Below are 18693 nucleotides of genomic sequence, written 5' to 3'. Positions count from 1 at the left end.
CTCGGTATCGGAATACCGAGCTACAAACCGCGCCCAACTTCAGAGGTAGGATGATTTTGGGTAGGATGGTCTAAAGAACCGCTTCGGAAATCCAAATCCCATCATCCTACCCCCCAATTATCCTACCCTGATCCGCCTCGTGGCCGGGAACTCCACGCGTACCGATGAATGGATCGCTGTAGCCTGGCTCGTTGAGCCAGCGTTTGAACCGCGTCCAACTTCAGAGGTAGGATGATTTTGGGTAGGATGGTCTGAAGAACCACTTCTGAAATCCAAATCCCATTATCCTACCCCCAATCATCCTACCCTGACCCACCCCGAGGCCACGGAGAACGGACTCCGCATTCCGCATTCACTCCAGCCGACGGCCGATCCACCATCCAACCATCCACCACTCCCTTCGCCCATCCGCATTCGGCATTCGACATTTGATTCGTTCTGCTCACCCTTCGGGCTCCCTGCGGTCGTCTGTCTCGCTTCGCTCGGCTGACATTCGTCATTCAAACTCCGCCTCCACTCCCAGCCTCCTTCGTCATTCCATGCGCATCCTTTCCGGCCTCCAACCCAGCGGACGTCTCCACATCGGCAACTTCTTCGGCATGATGGAGCCCGCGCTCAAACTCCAGCACGAGGGCGACGCCTACTACTTCATCGCCGACTATCACTCGCTCACCTCCGTCCATGATGGCAAGGCGCTGCGCGAATACGTCCGTGAACTCGCCGTCGATTTCCTCGCCTGCGGCCTCGATCCCGACAAATGCGTCTTCTTCCGCCAGAGCGACGTGCCGGAGCACTGCGAGCTCTCCTGGATCCTCAGCACCGTCACCCCCATGGGCCTGCTCGAGCGCTGCCACAGCTACAAGGACAAGATCGCCAACGGCATCAAGCCCTCCCACGGCCTCTTCGCCTACCCCGTGCTCATGGCTGCCGACATCCTCATCTACGACAGCGATGTCGTCCCCGTCGGCCGCGATCAAAAGCAGCATGTCGAGGTCACCCGCGACATCGCCATCAAGATGAACGAGCTCTACGGCGAAGGCCTCTTCAAGCTGCCCAATCCGCGCATCAAGGAGGAGACCGCCGTCGTTCCCGGCCTCGACGGCCAGAAGATGAGCAAGAGCTACGGCAACACCATCCCCCTCTTCGACGAGCCCGGTCCGCTCAAAAAGAAGATCATGGGCATCAAGACCGACTCCACCCCCGTCGAGGCCCCGAAGGCCATCGAAGGCAGCAGCATCCTCGCCCTCTACAAGCTTGTCGCCTCCCCGTCCGACTACGATGCGATGGTGAACGATCACCTCAACGGCGGCGTCGGCTACGGCGACTTCAAAAAGCGCCTCCTGCAGGGCGTCACCGACTACTTCGCGCCCTATCGTGCCCGCCGGGATGAGATCCTCGCCGACCAAGGCTACGTCGAAAAAGTCCTCGCCCAAGGCGCCGAAAAAGCCCGCACCGTCGCCCGCCAGACCCTCGCCCGCGTCCGCGACGCCGTCGGCCTGGGGTGATGCTGGATGAAGGGAGCGCGGACACTCTTGTCCGCTGGATGGGTGGATTGATGGATGCTGGATGCTGGATGCTGGAAAGTAGCGCGGGCAATCCTGCCCGCCTCCGACGGTAGGACCGCGCTGAGGGATGAGTTCGCGGTTTAACGTCGTCCTCGTCCTCGCTCTGGAACCTCGATGCTCGATAAACGGAGCGCGGACACTCCTGTTGTATTCCATGATGTTGCACTGTGTTGCATTCATTTGCAAAGCCTTGCAGCACAAGGGTTCGGCGATGATTGCGCGTTGCGCCCAATTGCATCCAGTGGGGCTGAATTGCACGTTTTCAGGCCGTGACTGTATAAAATGGCTGTATAAAACCGGCGACTTGATCAGGCAAGGTAGCCGTGCTTTTTCAGCCATTCGGCCAGTGCCTCGGCAACAATGTCTCGCTGCGTGAACGGGTCAAGCCTCTGGATTTTCCGGTCCATGGATGCTCTGAGGAGTGCGGTGCTGATCTCGGGTTCGATGCGAACATTCAGGGAGACGGCACCCGCCATCGTGAACTGAGGCAGTGCGGAACTTGGTGGCACCTGGGCGGTTGGTCGTTGTGCGAAATTTTCTTTCAGTGCTGCTCTTGCCATAGGGGTATTCTCCTTCTTTGAGGTTGCTTCAGATTTCGGTTTCGGCTCTGCCTTGGCAGTCTTGCCGGTTTCAAGAAAACTCTGCTCATCAGGGGTAAGCGCGTCGTCGAGTGAGCGTCGGTTAACCACGGGTCATATCCTTCATGAGCTGCTGCATTTCGAGAGAGGCCAGCAAAGCCCCTGCGCCCATTTGCCAGACCACTTTGGCCTGCCCTGCGGAGTCCGCGAAGCTTTGACGAAGGCACACTCCAGCGGTGACATCCACGCCAAGTTTTTTGGCGGCGTTCATCATTTCACGGCTGAGGCGTCCGCGCTTTTGCAGCTTGTTGGGGATGAGAAGTCCTTCCGGTTTGCCTTTGCGTGTTTTCTGAGCTTCGCGAAGAAGCTGCACGGCTTTGGAGGCTGCTCGGAGATCAAGAATTGACGGTCCGCATGGAAAAAACACGCGGTCAGCACGGAGCATGATGGCCCTGGTCGTTGCTGAAAGTCCTGCGGGGCCGTCAATGACGATGTCATTCGCACCGCCCGCGAATTTGGCGAGCCGATGAATTATTTCCTCCGGCGAGTCGATCTGCTCAAGCTGGATCGGCAGTGCCAGTTCCTTGATCCATTGTGATGCCGAAGATTGCGGGTCGGCATCAATGAAGATCACGCTGCGCTTCTTTTTGACGAGCCATGCCGCCAAGTGAACTGCGATGGTTGTTTTGCCAACACCGCCTTTTGAATTTGTGAGTCCGTAAATCATGTCTGCCTCTTTTTGGCAGAATAGTGATTTGCTCCTGTCACCGATAGCCTCTCGAATGTTTGGCTGCTGCGTGCCTTCATTTTTCTTCGGAGGGTTGCAAACTTGCAACACAGCTTGCTAGCTAGTTTGCTAGCTTTCTAGTCCTTCCCTGCCAGGCACCCGGAGGCAGACGAGCTTTTCAAAAAGGCGAGTCGGCTGCCGACGGGGTTTAAAGGTTTTATTCTTTACTGTTTAAGTAAGGTTTAGAGAGGTGGGGAAGCGCAGCCAGCTTGGGCTTGAGGGCTGTTCAGGTCGCTGCTCTGACGATGGCGGGTCGTTGGTGTGACGATAGCAAAGTCGTTGGCTTGACGTGGGTTGGTCGGTGGTCTGACGGCACGGTCGCTGGCATGACGATTCAAAGGGTTGCCGGTCTGACGATGGTTGGAAAGTTCGGATAAATCCGGCTCAAAGGTCGCTGCTCTGACGATATTGTTTTTTCAAACCAATCATGGTATGCCGAAGGGCATGGGCAGGATGATTGAGGGTGGGATCAAAGAACATCAGAACTTGGAAAGGTTCATAGCGTCCTCGGCTGACATCGCTCCCAAAGACCAGATTGATCTGATGGCGCGTTGCTGGTTCAGCCTGACACCCGGAAGAACTGAGGCCATTCAGCACGAGTATGTGGACGCGAGGTCGGGCCAAACTGAAACAGTCCGCATCACCGGCAGCGGGGAACACGGCATTGCCACGATCCACGATCAGGATTTGCTCATCTATGCCATTTCGCAATGGATTGAAGCCAAGAGGAAGGGGCTTGAGCCTTCACGCCGAATTCACTTCACCCCGTATCAGTTCCTCGCGTGGATGAACCGTGAACCCGGCGGCGGGCAATATCAGCGGCTCAAAGATGCCCTGCACCGCCTCAAGATGACGAGTATTCAAACCACCATCCGATCCGAACAAGGCAAGCGTAGTCGCAAACGCATCAGGCAGTTCTCGTGGATTTCAGAGTGGGAGATCACGGAAGAAAAAGGCGAAATTCGCGGCGTTGAAGTCGTGCTGGCCGAATGGCTCTTTGAAAGCATTCAGGACTTCCATGTGCTGACTCTCGACAAACGGTATTTTGATATTTCCGGCAGCGTGGAGCGCTGGCTATATCTTTATGCGCGAAAAGCCACGGGAGGCCCGACAGGCGTCTGGAAAGAGACGTTCAAGAGCCTTTACCAGAAATCCGCATCGCAGCAGGCATACAAGCATTATGCGAGCACACTGCGAAAGCTGGTGAAGAAGAATGACCTGCCGGGTTTCCGTCTGGAGCATGTGAGTTCGGCGCAAGGCAAAGACATGCTTCTCATGGAGCGCACAGAAAAGCGGGGAGTGATTGAAGCCAAGAACCCTCCGGCTCAAGAGGCGCAGCTCGTGCTCATTGAGCGGTCACCTCTGGAAGAAGCCTGGGAGAACGTGCTGGAACTGTTGCGCAAACAAGTTGGCGCAGACCAAGTGAAAGCTTGGCTGGAAAGGTTGCAGCTTGGCGAACTGGTGGATGGCACCCTCACCTATCGCGCAAACCTCAAATTCGTGGCTGATTGGGTGGAAACCAATTTCAAACACAAGATGGAAGCAGCATGGCAGTCGATTGGTCATCCGGTGACTTCGGTTCGCATCGAAACGAAAGGCAGAAAATCAGCCGCCTAGTTTCACTGTTCCGTCGGCGACGGAGTGACAAGCCCAAGTATTTCGACGGAGCCATAGAAAAGCATGACAATGGCTGCTGCTTGTTTGGGAGGTGTTCCCTCGCGTCCAAAGCGGAAACGGAAAATGTCGGGATTGGGACACGCATACTCGGTCATGACCGAACTGTCGTTGAGCAGAGGCCCCAGGTTTTCAGCAAGGGTCTTGTAGTCCAGACCTGAATAGAATTGTGGCGATGCGGTGACGATCTGACCGCAAGCGGGCTCCCGAAACGCTAGGTAGTAGGCACCTCGCACAAGCTTCTCGAAGAATTGGTTTTGCTTTTCAGGTTCAACCGAGAAAATACGTCGGCGTTCGCCATCCACCATGATCCACTTGCTGTATTGGGCCAATGAAGCCGTGAATTTCTGCGCCGCCTCCTTTTGCAAGCCCCTGATTGTTTTGTCGGCAAACATCTGGAAGGCGTCTTCACTCATGGCCGATCCTTGGATGTAGAATCGAAACCTTTCGTCGAGTGTAGAGAACATTTCATTGTGGTTCGCACATGAAGGCACTTTGAAGAGATTCAGATTCTTCCCTTGAGGGAAAAAGCTTTTTGGAGGCACATGATCCTCAGAGGTGGCGACTTCGCCGCACCAATAGCAAGTGGGGACGGTTGTTGATGTCATACAAACATATTTAGTCAGCCGCCTAATGTTCGGCGGAAATACTCGATGGCCTCATTCAAAGTCGCCGCTTTTTCGGTGGCCCCTGCGTCCGCGTTGTTCGGATCGGGATGGACGGTCTTGATGAGATGGCGGTAATTCAGCTCGGCCTGCTCCAGTGAATGGGGAGGCATCAGTCTCAACACTTCTGCGGAGCGGAATTCCAATGCCTTCACTGCCTGCTCATCCTCGGCTATTTGGGGAGGGCGCTTCGCCCTTGGTTTGCGGGTTCCTGCCGCTGGCAGTGGCACTTCAGCAGCGCCGCTCCCTGGCATCTTCTCCTTGGCGTCTTCAATGATGTCCTCGTGCTTTTTCTCCGAGCGGATGCCATACCAGAAATTGATGAACTCCTTCAGCCACATGGCGACGGCGACAAGGATCAGCCATGTTGAAAGGCGGTGTTCTGTAAAAAAAGCGCGAAGCATCGCCGCAGTGGTCAAGGCCAGAAAAGGCTCGACCCAGAGATGCACCATCAGCTCGGAGCGCGGGTTGCCGCGAAGCTGGCTGAAGCCGGGAAGCAGCAGCAGGTGCGATGTCCCTGAATAGAAGTCGTGCTTGCCCTGCCTGCCCACTTCCCGTGAAAAGGCCAGCATAAGGTGCAGCAGATACAACGCAGCCGCGCCAAGACCGAAGCTCGCCACGGCCCAATACTTGAACCAAACGCCCTGCTCTATCCACGCGTAGATCGAGAACAGGAGGTGCGCCCAAACGAAGGCGAAGAAAACACTTTTGGGACTGAGAAACGAAAAGCCGAATCGGGAGCGCAGGAACACGATGGCCGGCATCGCCAGCCAGTGCAGGATGGGACTGAGGATGGGGACGCTCGGCTGCGCCCCCGTGGATTGAATTTGCCGGTCTTTCATGAGCGAATGAGTTGCCCTGCCCTATGACTTTTGCGAGAAGACATGCCGGATGAAATTCTGAGCGACCGGCTCGCCCTTCTTGGTGGCGAGCCATCGCCGCCCGCCTTGAAAGATGATGGAGTCCACCAGGAACTCTGATTCCGGGCCGCCCGTGCGCAGCATCGTAAACTCCTGCGGCTGCACGACGTATTCCACCACCATGCTGCCTCCGGCGTTTTGGCTGAGTCCTCCGGCTCCGCGTGCCATGGCTTCGGAGAGTCCACCGTAGAACGTGGCCTGCCGCGTCTTGCCGATGGAGTCCGCCGCCCAGTTGTTCGTGGTAGGGTCGCCGTTGGCATGGAAAATCTTGGTCTGGAGGTTGCCAAGAAAGCTCTCCGCATCGGAGCGGGAGTTCTGCCCTCCGAAGGCAGAGAAGTAGCTGGGGAGGTTCTGAGTCAGATAAACGGTGCAGGCGCGGGAGCTTCGCGCCGTGCTCTGGAAGAGCGCATCGTAGGAATTGACGAAAAACTGCGATTCGTCCGCCCAAAGGAAAACGGGGCGAGCTGCGGCCTGGGCTGCTTCGCGGCTCATGTCCGCAGAAATCCTCCGTTCGACCGCCCTCTGCCAGATGAACTTGAAAAGCACCTGGGCGAACTGGCCCAGCTCATTGAACTCCTTCACCGGCAGATTGAGGATGATGATCTTGCCATTGAATGTGTCTTCGGGGGTGAAGGTGAGGTCGGTGCAGAACAGGTCACGCAGCAGGCCGCGCAAAAAACAATCGGCCATGCTGGTGAAGGTGGAGACGATCACGGAGCGGGTTTCAGGGGCAAGGCTGGGAAACTCCCGCAGCCAGAAATCCCGCGTCAGTTCCAAGTCGTTCGCCCTGCCCTTCTCTTTGGTTTTTGCCGTCGCTACTTCCAGCAATGCAAAGCAGGCCGATTTCTTCTGCCAGTCGGGATTCTCGGCCTCATCTGTGGAACGGGGCGCGGAGGTGATGATCCGGTAGAGGGACGGCAGGTCGATGTCGTCCAAAGCGAGAACAGCGAGGTCAATCGCATTGCGGAGAAGCTGCTTCAACGTGCGCTGCCAATAAGCGTCCTGGCCGCCGCCCTGCCCCTGCTTTCGCTCGGCAGCTTCCAGCACGCTGCAAAACAGGTTCACGAGGTTTTCGGTGTGCCCTGCCCCGGTTCCTGGCCGCTTCAATTCGTAGCGCAGGAAGTTGAACCGGTGGGGTGAGTCGGGGCCGACAATGAGCAATTCTGACTCACGGCCTGCGGCCTTGGCGTAGCGCTTCCACGAGAGCACTTCGTCGTTCTTGGCAGTCAGAACCAGTCCGCCTAGATTGGACTCCATGAACGCCTTGGCGAGGGCTTGCCCACTCCCTGATGATTTGCCAGAGCCGGTCGCTCCCAAAATCTGCACTCCCTCAAACGCATCCTTCAGGCACCAGTAGTTTTCTGCGCCTCTTACCGCCGCCCATTGAGAATCATCTCATTCACCTTCTGCCTTAGCGCCTCCATGTCGGGATCGGCAAAGCCAGTGTCCAGCGTGCTCACGTCAAAATTAGCCCTTGGTGTAGGTAACTCGGCCATCTGGAGCAATGGAGAAAAACTTCTGCTTCTGCAGCGTGGCTATGACCTTCTCAACCTCGGAAGAGTCGATGCCGCCACCAAACTGAAACATCGCCTCAATGGACCGAATGACTCCGTCCTTCTTCTTCGGGCTGAGCTTCTTCAATCGGTCTGCCACATACGACGACCTCTCGGAATGATTCATGCGGGGGGCTACCTCGTGATCGGTCGCAACCTTCGCAGAGGGGGCAGATCCTCCGACCTGAAGCTGTTGCAGCGCGTCATATTCTTGCGTCGTCATCTCAACGATCACGCTGCCTGTGGTGGTTGTTCCAATCTTCTTCATTTCTTGGGCGAACGTTGTTCAGTCACAATAAACTGTGGGCGAATCAGATTCGGACACAGTTTTCTTCGATACTCATCCAGCCACGCGAAAGCCGGACGTGCGGCGCGAGTCTCCGAGGATACCATGGAAAGTCAAGGCGAGTGGGAAGTCGCACGGCTTCCTCTACCTCCGCCCGTTCAGGATCATCTCATTCACCTTTTGGCGCAGCGCCTCCATGTCGGGATCGGCAAAGCCGGTGTCCAGCGTGCTCACGTTGTTGGTGTTCGCACTCGTTCCGCTGATGGCGTTGTCGAGTTGGGCTTGGCTGACCTCGCCGGGCGGGCCTTGGGCACCGTCGCTGCCGTTGCTTCCACTGCTGCCGTCGCTGCCGCGTGGGATGCCGATGGTGAAGCGGACGTTGCTGCCATCGAAGCTCACGCTCACGGTGGCAGGTTCACCCGGATTCAGGGTGTTCACCGCATCGACAATGGCGTTGGCAAAGGGCGGTCCCTGTGGACCATCAGCGCCGGGGCCGCCATCGCTGCCGTTGGTTCCGGGCTGCCCTTGGCTGCCGTCGTTCCCGCGTGGGATGTCGAAGGTGAAGTGCAGGGTGTTTCCAGTCACACTCACAGAGGCATTCGCGGGGGTGCCGGGTTCCACGGTGTTCACGCCGTCCACCTGGGCGGCGGTGAGGGTGAGGATGGCATCAATGATGGCTTTCAGCCCGTTGAGCTGGCTGCGCATCTGCACGGCATCCAGCGGGGTGCCTTCCTGGGGGAGATTGGGGTCGAATGACATAAAGTGGTCCGCTCAGTCCCTGAGCGGTGGAATTTGGGGTGTAGGGCTTGCGGGCAACGGTTCAGGCTTGGCGGGCAACCGTCCGGGGCTTGGCCGCAAAGCTCGGAGGGCGGTTCGCGAGGGTATTTGCCTTGCACGCAAGGCTCGGAGGCTGGCGATCCGATGGTTTTTGGCCGGTTTACGACGTTTTGAGGCTGGCGGGCGAGGCTCCGAGGCTTGCACACGAGCCTTTTGGGCTGGCGGGCAAGGGTTTAGAGGTGGCGTGCGAGGGGTTGGACCTTGCACGCCGCCGTCAGAGCCTTGCACTCGCCGGGGCGTTACGGAGCGGGCGGGGCTGGAGGCGGAGCTTTCGGGCCACGGGCAAAGCGGGCACCCATCTGGGCCTTGAGCGCGTCCAGACCTGCACCGGCTCCGATGGCTTTCAGGATGCCATACAGCGTCAGACTGAAGACCATGATGTCGCTACCCGTGGCGACTTCGGAATCATCCGCCTTCTCCGTGAGCGCCGTGAGACGTGCGAGGCGCGGGCGCAGCTTGTCGAGCGCTGCTAGGTCGGCCTCCTCGGCAGTCAGATCAGCGGCGGTATCGGTCGGCAGCTTGCCCGCATTCTGGCGTCCGGTGACGAGCGCTTGGCGGCAAAAGGCTTCGCTTTTGTCGCCCATCTTGGTGAGTCGGCTGCGCTGCTCCACGGTGAGGTCGAGCAGCTTGGCACCGAGTTTTTCTTCGAGGGTGGTGAGGGCAGCATCAATCGCGGTCCAGTCCGCGTCTGAGATGTCCAGTGCGATGAGGTCTTGAGTCATGGTGGTGTGGCTTGTGTTGGCCGTGCCATTCCATAGCGCCCCTGGCGTGGAAGAATTCCACACCACTCCTGAGTTCCATGTCAACGGTTCCGGCATGGGGATGGATTTTGCAGGATCACCCCGGTTTTTGGCAATGGTTATTTTCGGGAGAAGATCGCCTACGAAGGGAAAAATTATGACAGGGGCCGATGGATGCGGTTAAAGATACCGAATGTCCAAAGGCCACCACCTCTCCGAAATCATCGACGCCCTCACCGCGCTCTCGGGAAAGCTCGTTCCTGAGAGCTTCATCTATGAGTTCCTTGCCAGTTTCGGCATCTCGAAGTCGATCATCTCGCGGTTAAAAAGCGGCAACATCAACATGGCAAAAAAGCCGGGCTGCACACTCCTGAAGGACAAGATTTACTTTGAGCCGCTGAAGCCCAAAACCACGACACCCGCGCAGGCGCTGGCTACGGCGAAGGCGGACGCGAAGATCAAAGCCAGCAAGCCGCGCTTCCTCATCGCTACGGACTTTAAGACTCTGGCGGCCTTCGACACGAAGAAGGGCGAGACGGAGGAGTTCCCCATCGCGGACCTGCATGAGCACTACACCTTCTTCCTGCCGCTGGCGGGCATGGAGAAGACCGTGTTTCAGGCCGAGGCCGAGGCGGATGTGAAGGCCGCTGAGCACATGGCGAAGCTCTACGACCTCATTCGCGCCGACAATCCGCCGAAGACGAAGGAGGATCGCCATGCGTTGAATGTCTTCCTCACCCGTCTGCTGTTCTGTTACTTCGCTGAGGATACAGGTATCTTCCCGGAAAAAGCCTTCATCTCCGCCCTCGAAGGCTACACCCAGGGCGATGGCTCGGACGTGGCGGAGTTTCTTCGTGACCTCTTCCTTCATCTGAATACAGACCATGCCCGAGCGAAGACAAAGCCCAAAGAGCACTTCAAAGACTTCAAGTATGTGAACGGAGGCTTGTTTAATGACACGGACACGCGCCATTCCGCCATTCCCGAGTTCTCAGCCAAGTCCCGACAAAAGCTCATCGAGTTGGGGAAGAAGAGCTGGAAGGAGATCAATCCCGACATCTTCGGCTCCATGTTCCAGGGCGTGGTGGATGACGAGAAGCGTGCCGAGTTGGGCATGCACTACACCTCCGTGCCGAACATCATGAAGGTCATCAAGCCCCTGTTTCTGGATGATCTTTATGAGGAACTGTCTAAGGCCAAAGGTAGCGAGACCAAGCTCAAGAAGTTACTCGCTCGGCTTTACAAGCTCCGCATCTTCGACCCTGCCTGCGGCTCGGGGAACTTCCTCATCATCGCGTATAAAGAACTTCGGCGGCTGGAAATGGCCGTCTTCCGGGAGCTAGATGCGCTGGATAAGCAGGGTAGCCTGCGCCTGCCCGGGATTCATGTCAGTCAGTTCTATGGAATTGAGTTGGACGACTTCGCTCATGAGGTGGCCATTCTCGCCCTTTGGCTAGCAGAGCATCAAATGAACTTGGAGTTCAAAGCGGCGTTCGGGAATGCCCCCGCGTCACTACCATTAAAGGATGGGGCAAACATTGTCCGTGGTGATGCCACGCAGCTTGATTGGCAGAAGGTGTGCAATCCTGTTGAAGGGTCGGAAATTTTTATCATAGGCAATCCTCCTTACTCAGGAGCTAGAAAGCAGACACCGGAACAAAAAGAGAGCGTTCGTCGGTGTTTTGGCAATGCGCCCGAACACAAAGATGCTGATCTAATTTCTTGCTGGTTTTTGAAAGGCGCTTTGTTCGTGTCCGCTTGCCCTGCACAGCTAGCATTCGTCACGACGAATTCCATCTGCCAAGGCGATCATGTTGCGATTCTCTGGCCTCGTATACTCAACGTTGGCGTCGAAATCGGCTTCACTTATCCCTCCTTTAAATGGACAAATAATGCAAAAGGCGCAGCAGCAGTAACCTGTGCCATCATTGGACTGAGAAAGGTGCTCCCCAAAGATAAGTGGCTCTATTCACACGATCTGAAGACACGGGTGGAAAATATAAATCCTTACCTCGCAAATGGACCCGATCTAATCGTGGGGAAACGCCGAATCCCGGTGAGTCCCCGTCCTGAAGCGGTAATGGGAAGTATGGCAAGGGATGGCGGGCACCTGATACTTGAGCGCGCCGAGCGAGATGACTTGTTGTCCGCTTATCCTGAATCTGCACCTTTGATTCGGTCGCTTGCTGGTGCAGATGAGTTTTTCAATGGTAAGAAACGTTGGTGTCTGTGGATTTCGAACACGCAGCTCAAATTGGCTTTGAGCATACCTCCAATCGCTGCGCGCATACGCAAGGTCGAGCAGTTCCGATTGGATTCGGCTGCAAACACGACCAATGGGTATGCAACAATTCCGCACCAGTTTGCGCAAAGAGCCCACGTTGACGGACACAGCTTTATTATTCCGTCCGTTAGCCCGGAGAAGCGCAAATATCTGCCAATCGGGTTGCTGGATTCGGATACGATTATAACAAACCTCGCGCTTACCGTTTACAACGCTGACCTGTGGCTGCTTGCCCTTATTTCAAGCCGGATGCACATGGTATGGGTGCGGACTGTAGCTGGACGTCTCGGTGCAGAGGGTGTCCGTTATTCAACAACAATCTGCTATAACACATTCCCATTCCCCACGCTTAGTGATGAGCAAAAATCCAACTTGGTTCATTTAGCGGAGAACGTTTTGAATGAACGTGAGAAGCACTTTCCAAAAAGCCCCGCTTGGTTGTATGACCCCGAGAACATGCCTGTAGGCCTTCTCGAATCACACCAGGCCCTCGATGTAGCTGTCGAGAAATGTTACCGAGGGAAGCCCTTTACCAGTGATGATGAGCGGTTGGAGTATCTCTTCGCACTCTATGAAAAGATGACCGCCGAAGAAACCGCCTAGTAACCTCCGACCAATCACTTCTGAATCATGCCTGACCTTATCCACGTTCAATACGCCACGACCGGCGAAAGCACCTCCACTGATGCCATGGGGATGCGCGAGATGCAGGCTCGGGCCTATACCGCCCGTGCTGCCCAATACCTGCTGCTGAAAGCGCCGCCAGCCTCCGGCAAGTCGCGGGCGCTGATGTTTATCGCGCTAGACAAGCTCCATCATCAGGGACTGAAGAAGGCCATCATCGCCGTGCCAGAGCGCAGCATCGGTGGCTCCTTTGACAGCACCCAGCTCAGCAAACACGGCTTCTTTACCGATTGGACGGTGCCACCGGAGCACAACCTCTGCACCCCCGGCGGTGACAAGGGCAAGGTGGGTGTCTTCAAGAAATTCTTGGAAGGTGATGGGCGCATCCTAATCTGCACTCATGCCACACTGCGCTTTGCCTTTGATGAACTGAACGCAGCCGCCTTTAACGGCTGCCTTCTGGCGGTGGATGAGTTTCACCATGTTTCAGGTAATGAGGACAGCCGCTTGGGTGAGCTGGTGCGCAGCATCATGTCCAACAGCACGGCGCATCTGGTGGCGATGACGGGCAGCTACTTCCGTGGTGACAGCCAGCCCGTGCTGCTGCCGGAGGATGAAGCGAAGTTCACCGGGGTGACCTACAACTACTACGAGCAGCTCAACGGTTACGAACATCTGAAGTCCCTTGGCATCGGCTACCATTTCTACCAAGGGCGCTACATGACTGCGATTGGTGAAGTGCTGGACACGAACCAGAAAACCATCTTGCACATTCCCCATGTCCGCACGGGTGAATCCACGAAGGACAAGCATGGGGAGGTGGGGGCCATCCTCGATCTCATCGGTGAGGTCGTCTCCGCTGACCCAGAAACGGGTGTCCTGAACGTGAAGCGGAAGTCAGACGGCAAGATGATCAAGGTGGCCGATCTCGTGGATGATGACGAGCAGCGCAGAAGCCGAGTGATCGGTTATCTGCGTAAGCTGGAGAAGCCGGAGGACATGGACCTCATCATTGCGCTCGGTATGGCGAAGGAAGGTTTCGACTGGAAGTTCTGCGAGCACGCTCTGACGGTGGGCTATCGCGGTTCATTGACGGAAGTGATCCAGATCATCGGGCGCTGCACGCGTGACAGCGTGGGCAAGAAACACGCTCAGTTCACCAACCTGATCGCCCAGCCCGACGCCAAGCAGCCGGACGTGGCTCTGTCCGTGAACAACATGCTGAAAGCCATCACCTGCTCCCTGCTGATGGAGCAAGTGCTGGCCCCGGTGATCAAGTTCAAACCCAAGCAGGATGGTGAAGACACGCCAAAGGGTGAAATCCGCATCAAGGGGCTGAAAGGCGCGACGACCGACCGCGTGAAGAAGATCATCGAGCAAGACATCAATGATTTGAAGGCGGCCATCCTCGGTGATGACGCCGTGACGAAGGCCATCGCTGGCACCATCGACCCCGAGGTGCTGAACAAGGTGCTCATCCCAAAGGTGATCGAGACCAAATACCCGCAGCTCACGGCCGAGGAGAAGGAGCAAGTGCGCCAGCACGTGGTGGTGGGCTCCGTGATCGCAGGAGGCGAGATCGTGCATGAAGGCGACAAGCGCTTCATCCGCATGGCTGGGCAGTTCATCAACATCGACGATCTGAGCATCGACTTGATCGACTCCATCAACCCCTTCCAGCGGGCCTATGAAATCCTGTCGAAGCAAGTGGATGTGCCGACGCTGAAAGCCATCCAGGACTGCATCGCTGCGACACGCATTCAGATGACCGATGATGAAGCCATTTTGCTCTTCCCGAAGATCAAAGCCTTTGTGCAGACCCATCAGCGTGAGCCGAACATCAACGCGCTGGACCCGCTGGAGCAGCGAATGGCTTCCGCCCTCATCTTCATCAAGAAGCAACGCCAGCAACGCGGCCAGTAAGCCATGACTGACGAACAACTCGCCAAGCTGATCGCGGATGACGATCTGGGACTGCTAGCGGTCAAACCCAAGCGCACACCGCAAACGTCCGAAGAGGAGCGGCTGCTGGAAGGCTTTCAGGAACTCATCCGCTTCGTGGAAAACACGGGGGCAGCACCCACGGAGCTAGGCACCCGAATGAACGAGCGGCTGCTATTCACCCGGCTCAAGGCGATCCGTGAGAACGCCGGACAGCGTGAACGGCTGCTGCCCTTTGATGAATACGGTCTGTTGAAAGGAGACGTGACCGCACCGCCAAAGGAGCCTCCGCCCCCAGAGACGATCGACGACATCTTGAATGATCCGTTCTTCGCCAGCCTGGAATCGGGGGTGTCTGACATCTTCACCCTGAAGCATGTCCCGCAGGCGAAGGACATCGAAAGCCCGGATTACGTGGCGCAGCGGAAGCCGTGCAAAGACTTCAAGGTGTATGAGGAGCAGTTCCAAAACTGCCAGAAGGAACTCAAGGCCGAGAAGCGCCGACTGCTGCCCTTTGCCAACGAGCAACAGATCGAGGTGGGCAAGTTCTATGTGCTCAACGGCATCCTGCTCCTCGTGGTGGAAGTGGGCGAGCGCTTCGAGAAGAAAGGCAAATGGAACAACCGCCTGCGCCTGATCTTCGAAAACGGCACCGAGTCCGACATGCTGCTACGCTCGCTTGCGAGTGAACTCTACAAGGACGGCAAGCGCGTCACCGAGCTGGATGAAAAGCTGCTCAATGCGATGCTGGTCACCGACGAGGACAAAGACGCGGGCTTCATTTATGTGCTGCGCTCTCTGAGCGAGCATCCCGACATCAAAGCCGTGCCAAACCTCTATAAGATCGGCCTCGCCCGCCGCAGCATCGACTCCCGCATTCAGAATGCCGCTAACGAGCCGACCTATCTCATGGCTCCCGTGGCGCTGGTGAGCAGCTTCCAGTGCTACAACGTGAATCTGCCCAAGATGGAGAACCTGCTGCACCGCTTCTTTGATCACGCGACCGCCAAGGTTCAGGTGAAAGACCTCGAAGGAAACTACTCAACGCCGAAGGAATGGTTCAGCGTGCCCCTGTCCACCATCGAAGCTGCCGTGCGCCTGCTGATCTCTGGGGAGATCGTGAACTATGTTTATGATGCCGCGAGTGGGACGGTGAAGCTGGTGGAGTAGTATCAATGGAGCAGTTTGGCTGACCCATTAACGATGACCGCCGTGTTGTAGCCTGGGCAATCGATGAGAGTCCAGATTTTCGAGTTGGGTTGTGTGCGCAGGAAGTCGCTGTCGTCGTGGGTATCAAAGGCGATGTGGTCGGTGCCAGTTTTGGTGATGGGTTTGAACTGTTCAAACCAGGTGTCGTAGTCGAGTTGAATGAAAGTCATGATCGTTCTCCTTGGAGAGTTGGACGTGAAAAAGGAATGCCGCGCCCGAAGGCGCGGCATCATGGTTTAGGCAGCTTGTGCCTCGGTAGCAGCGGGTTCGCGTTCCGCGATCCACTGCTCGGCTTGAGCAAGCGCTGTGCTCAGCTTCGACAGGTGGGATTTGAGGAAGCTGGTGGTTTGCTTCCATTCCTCGCCAGCTTTGTAGCTGCGGGACACGGTGGCGCTGTAGCGGGTTTTGCCCTGGTCTTCGTTTAGCCAGATGGTGACTTTGACTCCGCCGTTTCTGATTTCGTGGGCTGGTTTGTTATTCATAGGTTCTCCTTGTTTAGTGGTTTCTCCCCGAAGGGATTGGGAGCGTGCTGAGCAGCCGGTGAAGCAGGGCGTTGTCATGCCCAACACGGGAGCGCAGCGAATGGAGCGGGCCGGGCATTGACTGCCCTGCGCGGCTGCTACGTTTCCAAAATTCCAAGTGAGAAACCCAAGGAGCCATGAAGAACTGCCCACAAGAAACGGTGACGAGAACCTGATGGCCTGACTTCCAGCAAAACCACACTCAACGTGCGCAGCCTTCATGCGAGGAAGCAAACCATGCTTCGATTCCACCCTTCCGCATGGCGCGTCGTGCCGCGCCTTTCAGAGTATCAGAGCGGACGGAACCGAGCCGGGGCAAGGAAGGGTGATCCGCAGGAGGGCGAAGGCGGGCTGAGGAAATCACCGGATTGCCCGGCGGAGGTTTGGTCCAAGAGGAAGGTGGGGAGCAAGCTGGCCGTTTGGCGAAGCAGTGGAGGGCGTGTCCCGACCGCGCCGACGAATGGCGGGATTGCTCGTGGTGGCGGTGTTGCCTGGTGTGGATTCTTGAGGGCGTTACGGGACACCTCCCGTTGGAATGGGTAGCGCCGCACATCGTAGGCGCGAGGGAAAGGCTTTTCCCGACAGATGAAACTCCCCTCCAAGTATTCATGATGAAAAGAGATGTCCGCCCAAGTTGCCTTGGGCGGACAAGCTGCCGGGCTAGTATTCGCTCGGCAGCATGATGACGTGATCGGTGAAGTAGAAGGCCACTTCATCGAGAGGGAAGTCTGTGAACTCGATCCGCTTGGAGAAGCGGATGTTCGAGTTCCCATCCTCGCATTCGAGGGTGGCGGTGTGGTCAGGATTGACCTTCAGCCGCCAGACCTGGAAGGCTTCGGCTGCGACTTCGCGGATGGATTGGGCGAAGGCGATCTCATCGAGCAGCCAGTAGGCTCCGCCGCTTTCGGCGACGTATTGTGCGCCGTCGGTGTAGAGCACGTTGCGTGCGATGCCGTGGCGATGCCATTGCTCCGTGCCGGTGAACTGGCGGAGATCGGTTTTGGTGAGTGTGTTTTGATTCATGTTTTGCTCCTGGTTTGTGTTTTTACCCCGCTGCGGGGCGCTGGTGCAAAGGCGGAGGTCATGAGGCTGCCAGTCATGCCCCCAACACGGGAGCGGCAGCGAATGGAGCGGGCCGGGGGTTGATGGGCAGACGGCCTCTGCCAAAACCAAGCTGCCCTTGCAGCGGGAAAACATCAGGAGCCATGCACGAACACGAACCGCCGGGAGACAGTCAACGGCGTCACGCGGCAGGTGAGGGCGTTACGGGACACTTCCCGTTGGAATGGGTAGCCGCCCACGAAGTAGCGGCGAGGGAAAGGCCTTTCCCCCCTGAAAATCAGTGATGAACGGAAGGCTTGTAAATTGGAGATGAAATGGATATAATTGGATATTGAATGGATACGCAATGCTGCAAAAACTCGCCCCAGAACCGCCAATAACCGCAGAAATGCTCAAGCTCATCGCCTCGCTCGATGAGTTCAAAGGGCAGTGGCGTGCCTTCAAGCGCCTCTCACGGGATCAGCTCTCGCAGCTCAAGAAGATCGCCACCATTGAAAGCATTGGCTCGTCCACGCGCATTGAGGGTAGCAAGCTCACCGATCAGCAAATCGCCACGCTTTTGTCAGGACTCAGAATTCAGGAGTTCAAAAGCAGGGATGAAGAAGAAGTCGCGGGCTACGCGGCTGCGATGGACACGGTGTTCGAGTCCTTCGAGCACATCCCGGTCACGGAAAATCACATCCGCCAGCTTCATCGGACGCTGCTCCAGTTTTCGAGCAAAGACGAGCGGCATCGCGGCGACTACAAGACGCTCGACAATCATGTGGCCGCGTTCGACGCAAAAGGAAACCAGCTCGGCATCGTCTTTGAAACGGCATCGCCGTTTGAGACGCCCTTTGCCATGAAGCGGCTGGTCGAATGGATGATCGAGGCCGAAAGAGACGGCGACCTTCACCCGCTGCTCGTCACGGGAGTTTTTGTGGTGTGGTTCCTTGCCATCCATCCTTTTCAAGATGGAAATGGCAGGCTGTCGCGGGTCTTGACGACGTTACTGCTGCTTCGGCACGGCTACAGCTATGTGCCGTATGCCTCGCTGGAGTCGGTGATCGAGGAGAACAAAGAGTTCTACTACAAGGCGCTGAGAAAGACGCAGGCGACGATGCGGAAGAAGCGCGTGGAATGGGATGCCTGGCTGCTGTTCTTTCTGCGCTGTCTGGTGCGCCAGAAGGACAATCTGAATGTGAAGGTCCAGGTCGAGCAAAGGCGTGTCGAGGCCAGTTCACCGCTGGCCGCATCCCTCATGAGGCTGCTGGACGACGCGGAGAGCATAACGCTTGCTGAGGCGGTCAAAGCCACCGCCGCAAACCGTAATACGCTCAAGGCGAAGATGTCCGAGTTGGTAGATGCCGGATTACTGACGCGCCACGGGCGCGGCAGAGGCGTCCATTACACGAAGGGCAAACACGAGAATTGAAATTGGGTGCCGCCCCGTGCTGGCGGTGCGCGT

Annotated in this window: 17 protein-coding genes; 6 read left to right on the top strand and 11 right to left on the bottom strand. The window is 57.0% G+C overall.

Annotation, left to right across the window (positions count from 1 at the left end):
• Positions 1-539 precede the first annotated feature (539 nt).
• Positions 540-1505 carry a tryptophan--tRNA ligase gene (trpS, locus tag IAE77_RS17755; RefSeq protein WP_294229259.1) on the top strand — a complete coding sequence of 322 codons (966 nt, stop codon included), beginning with the start codon at positions 540-542 and terminating at the stop codon, positions 1503-1505.
• 368 nt (positions 1506-1873) lie between these two features.
• Here the strand turns inward: trpS and IAE77_RS17750 are convergent, their stop codons facing one another.
• Together IAE77_RS17750 and IAE77_RS17745 are read right to left on the bottom strand one after the other, a co-directional pair.
• Entirely contained in the window at positions 1874-2254 is a 381-nt protein-coding gene (locus IAE77_RS17750) for a hypothetical protein (RefSeq protein WP_294229256.1), read from the bottom strand.
• Positions 2247-2870, bottom strand: a complete 624-nt coding sequence (locus IAE77_RS17745) for a ParA family protein (protein ID WP_294229255.1) — start codon at positions 2868-2870, stop codon at positions 2247-2249. Before IAE77_RS17745 ends, IAE77_RS17750 begins: the two co-directional genes overlap by 8 nt.
• A gap of 420 nt (positions 2871-3290) precedes the next feature.
• On the opposite strand from IAE77_RS17745, the gene IAE77_RS17740 reads away from it, so the two are divergent.
• A complete protein-coding gene (locus IAE77_RS17740) occupies positions 3291-4547 on the top strand; it encodes a replication initiator protein A (RefSeq protein WP_294229252.1) in 1257 nt (418 codons plus the stop codon).
• Positions 4548-4549: 2 nt separating this feature from the next.
• Here IAE77_RS17740 and IAE77_RS17735 read toward each other — a convergent pair whose 3' ends face one another.
• The 6 genes from IAE77_RS17735 to IAE77_RS17710 all read right to left on the bottom strand — a co-directional run bounded on the left by IAE77_RS17735 (position 4550) and on the right by IAE77_RS17710 (position 9587).
• Positions 4550-5020: a hypothetical protein gene (locus IAE77_RS17735; protein ID WP_294229250.1), complete on the bottom strand. Its 471-nt coding sequence runs from the start codon at positions 5018-5020 to the stop codon at positions 4550-4552.
• Between the two features lie 206 nt (positions 5021-5226).
• Positions 5227-6021, bottom strand: a complete 795-nt coding sequence (locus IAE77_RS17730) for a J domain-containing protein (protein WP_294229247.1) — start codon at positions 6019-6021, stop codon at positions 5227-5229.
• Between the two features lie 111 nt (positions 6022-6132).
• Positions 6133-7446, bottom strand: a complete 1314-nt coding sequence (locus IAE77_RS17725; RefSeq protein WP_294229244.1) for a TraM recognition domain-containing protein — start codon at positions 7444-7446, stop codon at positions 6133-6135.
• A 210-nt stretch (positions 7447-7656) separates the two neighbouring features.
• Complete coding sequence (locus IAE77_RS17720; RefSeq protein ID WP_294229243.1) at positions 7657-7869, bottom strand: hypothetical protein; 213 nt, start codon at positions 7867-7869, stop codon at positions 7657-7659.
• A 303-nt stretch (positions 7870-8172) separates the two neighbouring features.
• Complete coding sequence (locus IAE77_RS17715) at positions 8173-8787, bottom strand: collagen-like protein (protein WP_294229240.1); 615 nt, start codon at positions 8785-8787, stop codon at positions 8173-8175.
• Positions 8788-9104: 317 nt separating this feature from the next.
• The gene (locus IAE77_RS17710; protein ID WP_294229237.1) at positions 9105-9587 is read right to left on the bottom strand and encodes a hypothetical protein; all 483 of its coding nucleotides are present in this window, start codon (positions 9585-9587) and stop codon (positions 9105-9107) included.
• A gap of 211 nt (positions 9588-9798) precedes the next feature.
• Here IAE77_RS17710 and IAE77_RS17705 point away from each other — a divergent pair, with 211 nt between their 5' ends.
• From IAE77_RS17705 to IAE77_RS17695, 3 genes are read left to right on the top strand one after another with little or no spacing between them, the layout of a single operon-like run.
• Entirely contained in the window at positions 9799-12492 is a 2694-nt protein-coding gene (locus IAE77_RS17705; protein WP_294229234.1) for a DNA methyltransferase, read from the top strand.
• A gap of 27 nt (positions 12493-12519) precedes the next feature.
• Positions 12520-14436 (top strand): DEAD/DEAH box helicase, encoded by a 1917-nt coding sequence (locus IAE77_RS17700; RefSeq protein ID WP_294229231.1) that lies wholly within the window; start codon positions 12520-12522, stop codon positions 14434-14436.
• 3 nt (positions 14437-14439) lie between these two features.
• Positions 14440-15624, top strand: coding sequence for a GIY-YIG nuclease family protein (locus IAE77_RS17695; protein WP_294229228.1), 1185 nt, complete (start codon positions 14440-14442; stop codon positions 15622-15624).
• 2 nt (positions 15625-15626) lie between these two features.
• Here the strand turns inward: IAE77_RS17695 and IAE77_RS17690 are convergent, their stop codons facing one another.
• From IAE77_RS17690 to IAE77_RS17680, 3 genes are all read right to left on the bottom strand, one after another.
• Entirely contained in the window at positions 15627-15833 is a 207-nt protein-coding gene (locus tag IAE77_RS17690; protein ID WP_294229226.1) for a hypothetical protein, read from the bottom strand.
• Between the two features lie 66 nt (positions 15834-15899).
• On the bottom strand, positions 15900-16145 hold the full coding sequence (locus IAE77_RS17685) for a hypothetical protein (RefSeq protein WP_294229223.1): 246 nt from the start codon (positions 16143-16145) through the stop codon (positions 15900-15902).
• Positions 16146-16844: 699 nt separating this feature from the next.
• Positions 16845-17207: a DUF6876 family protein gene (locus IAE77_RS17680; protein ID WP_294229220.1), complete on the bottom strand. Its 363-nt coding sequence runs from the start codon at positions 17205-17207 to the stop codon at positions 16845-16847.
• Between the two features lie 427 nt (positions 17208-17634).
• Here IAE77_RS17680 and IAE77_RS17675 point away from each other — a divergent pair, with 427 nt between their 5' ends.
• Entirely contained in the window at positions 17635-18660 is a 1026-nt protein-coding gene (locus tag IAE77_RS17675; protein ID WP_294229217.1) for a Fic family protein, read from the top strand.
• Positions 18661-18693 lie beyond the last annotated feature (33 nt).

It is taken from the genome of Prosthecobacter sp., from assembly GCF_014879935.1.
Classification (GTDB): domain Bacteria; phylum Verrucomicrobiota; class Verrucomicrobiia; order Verrucomicrobiales; family Verrucomicrobiaceae; genus Prosthecobacter.
This window is presented reverse-complemented; position numbering and strand designations above follow the sequence as displayed.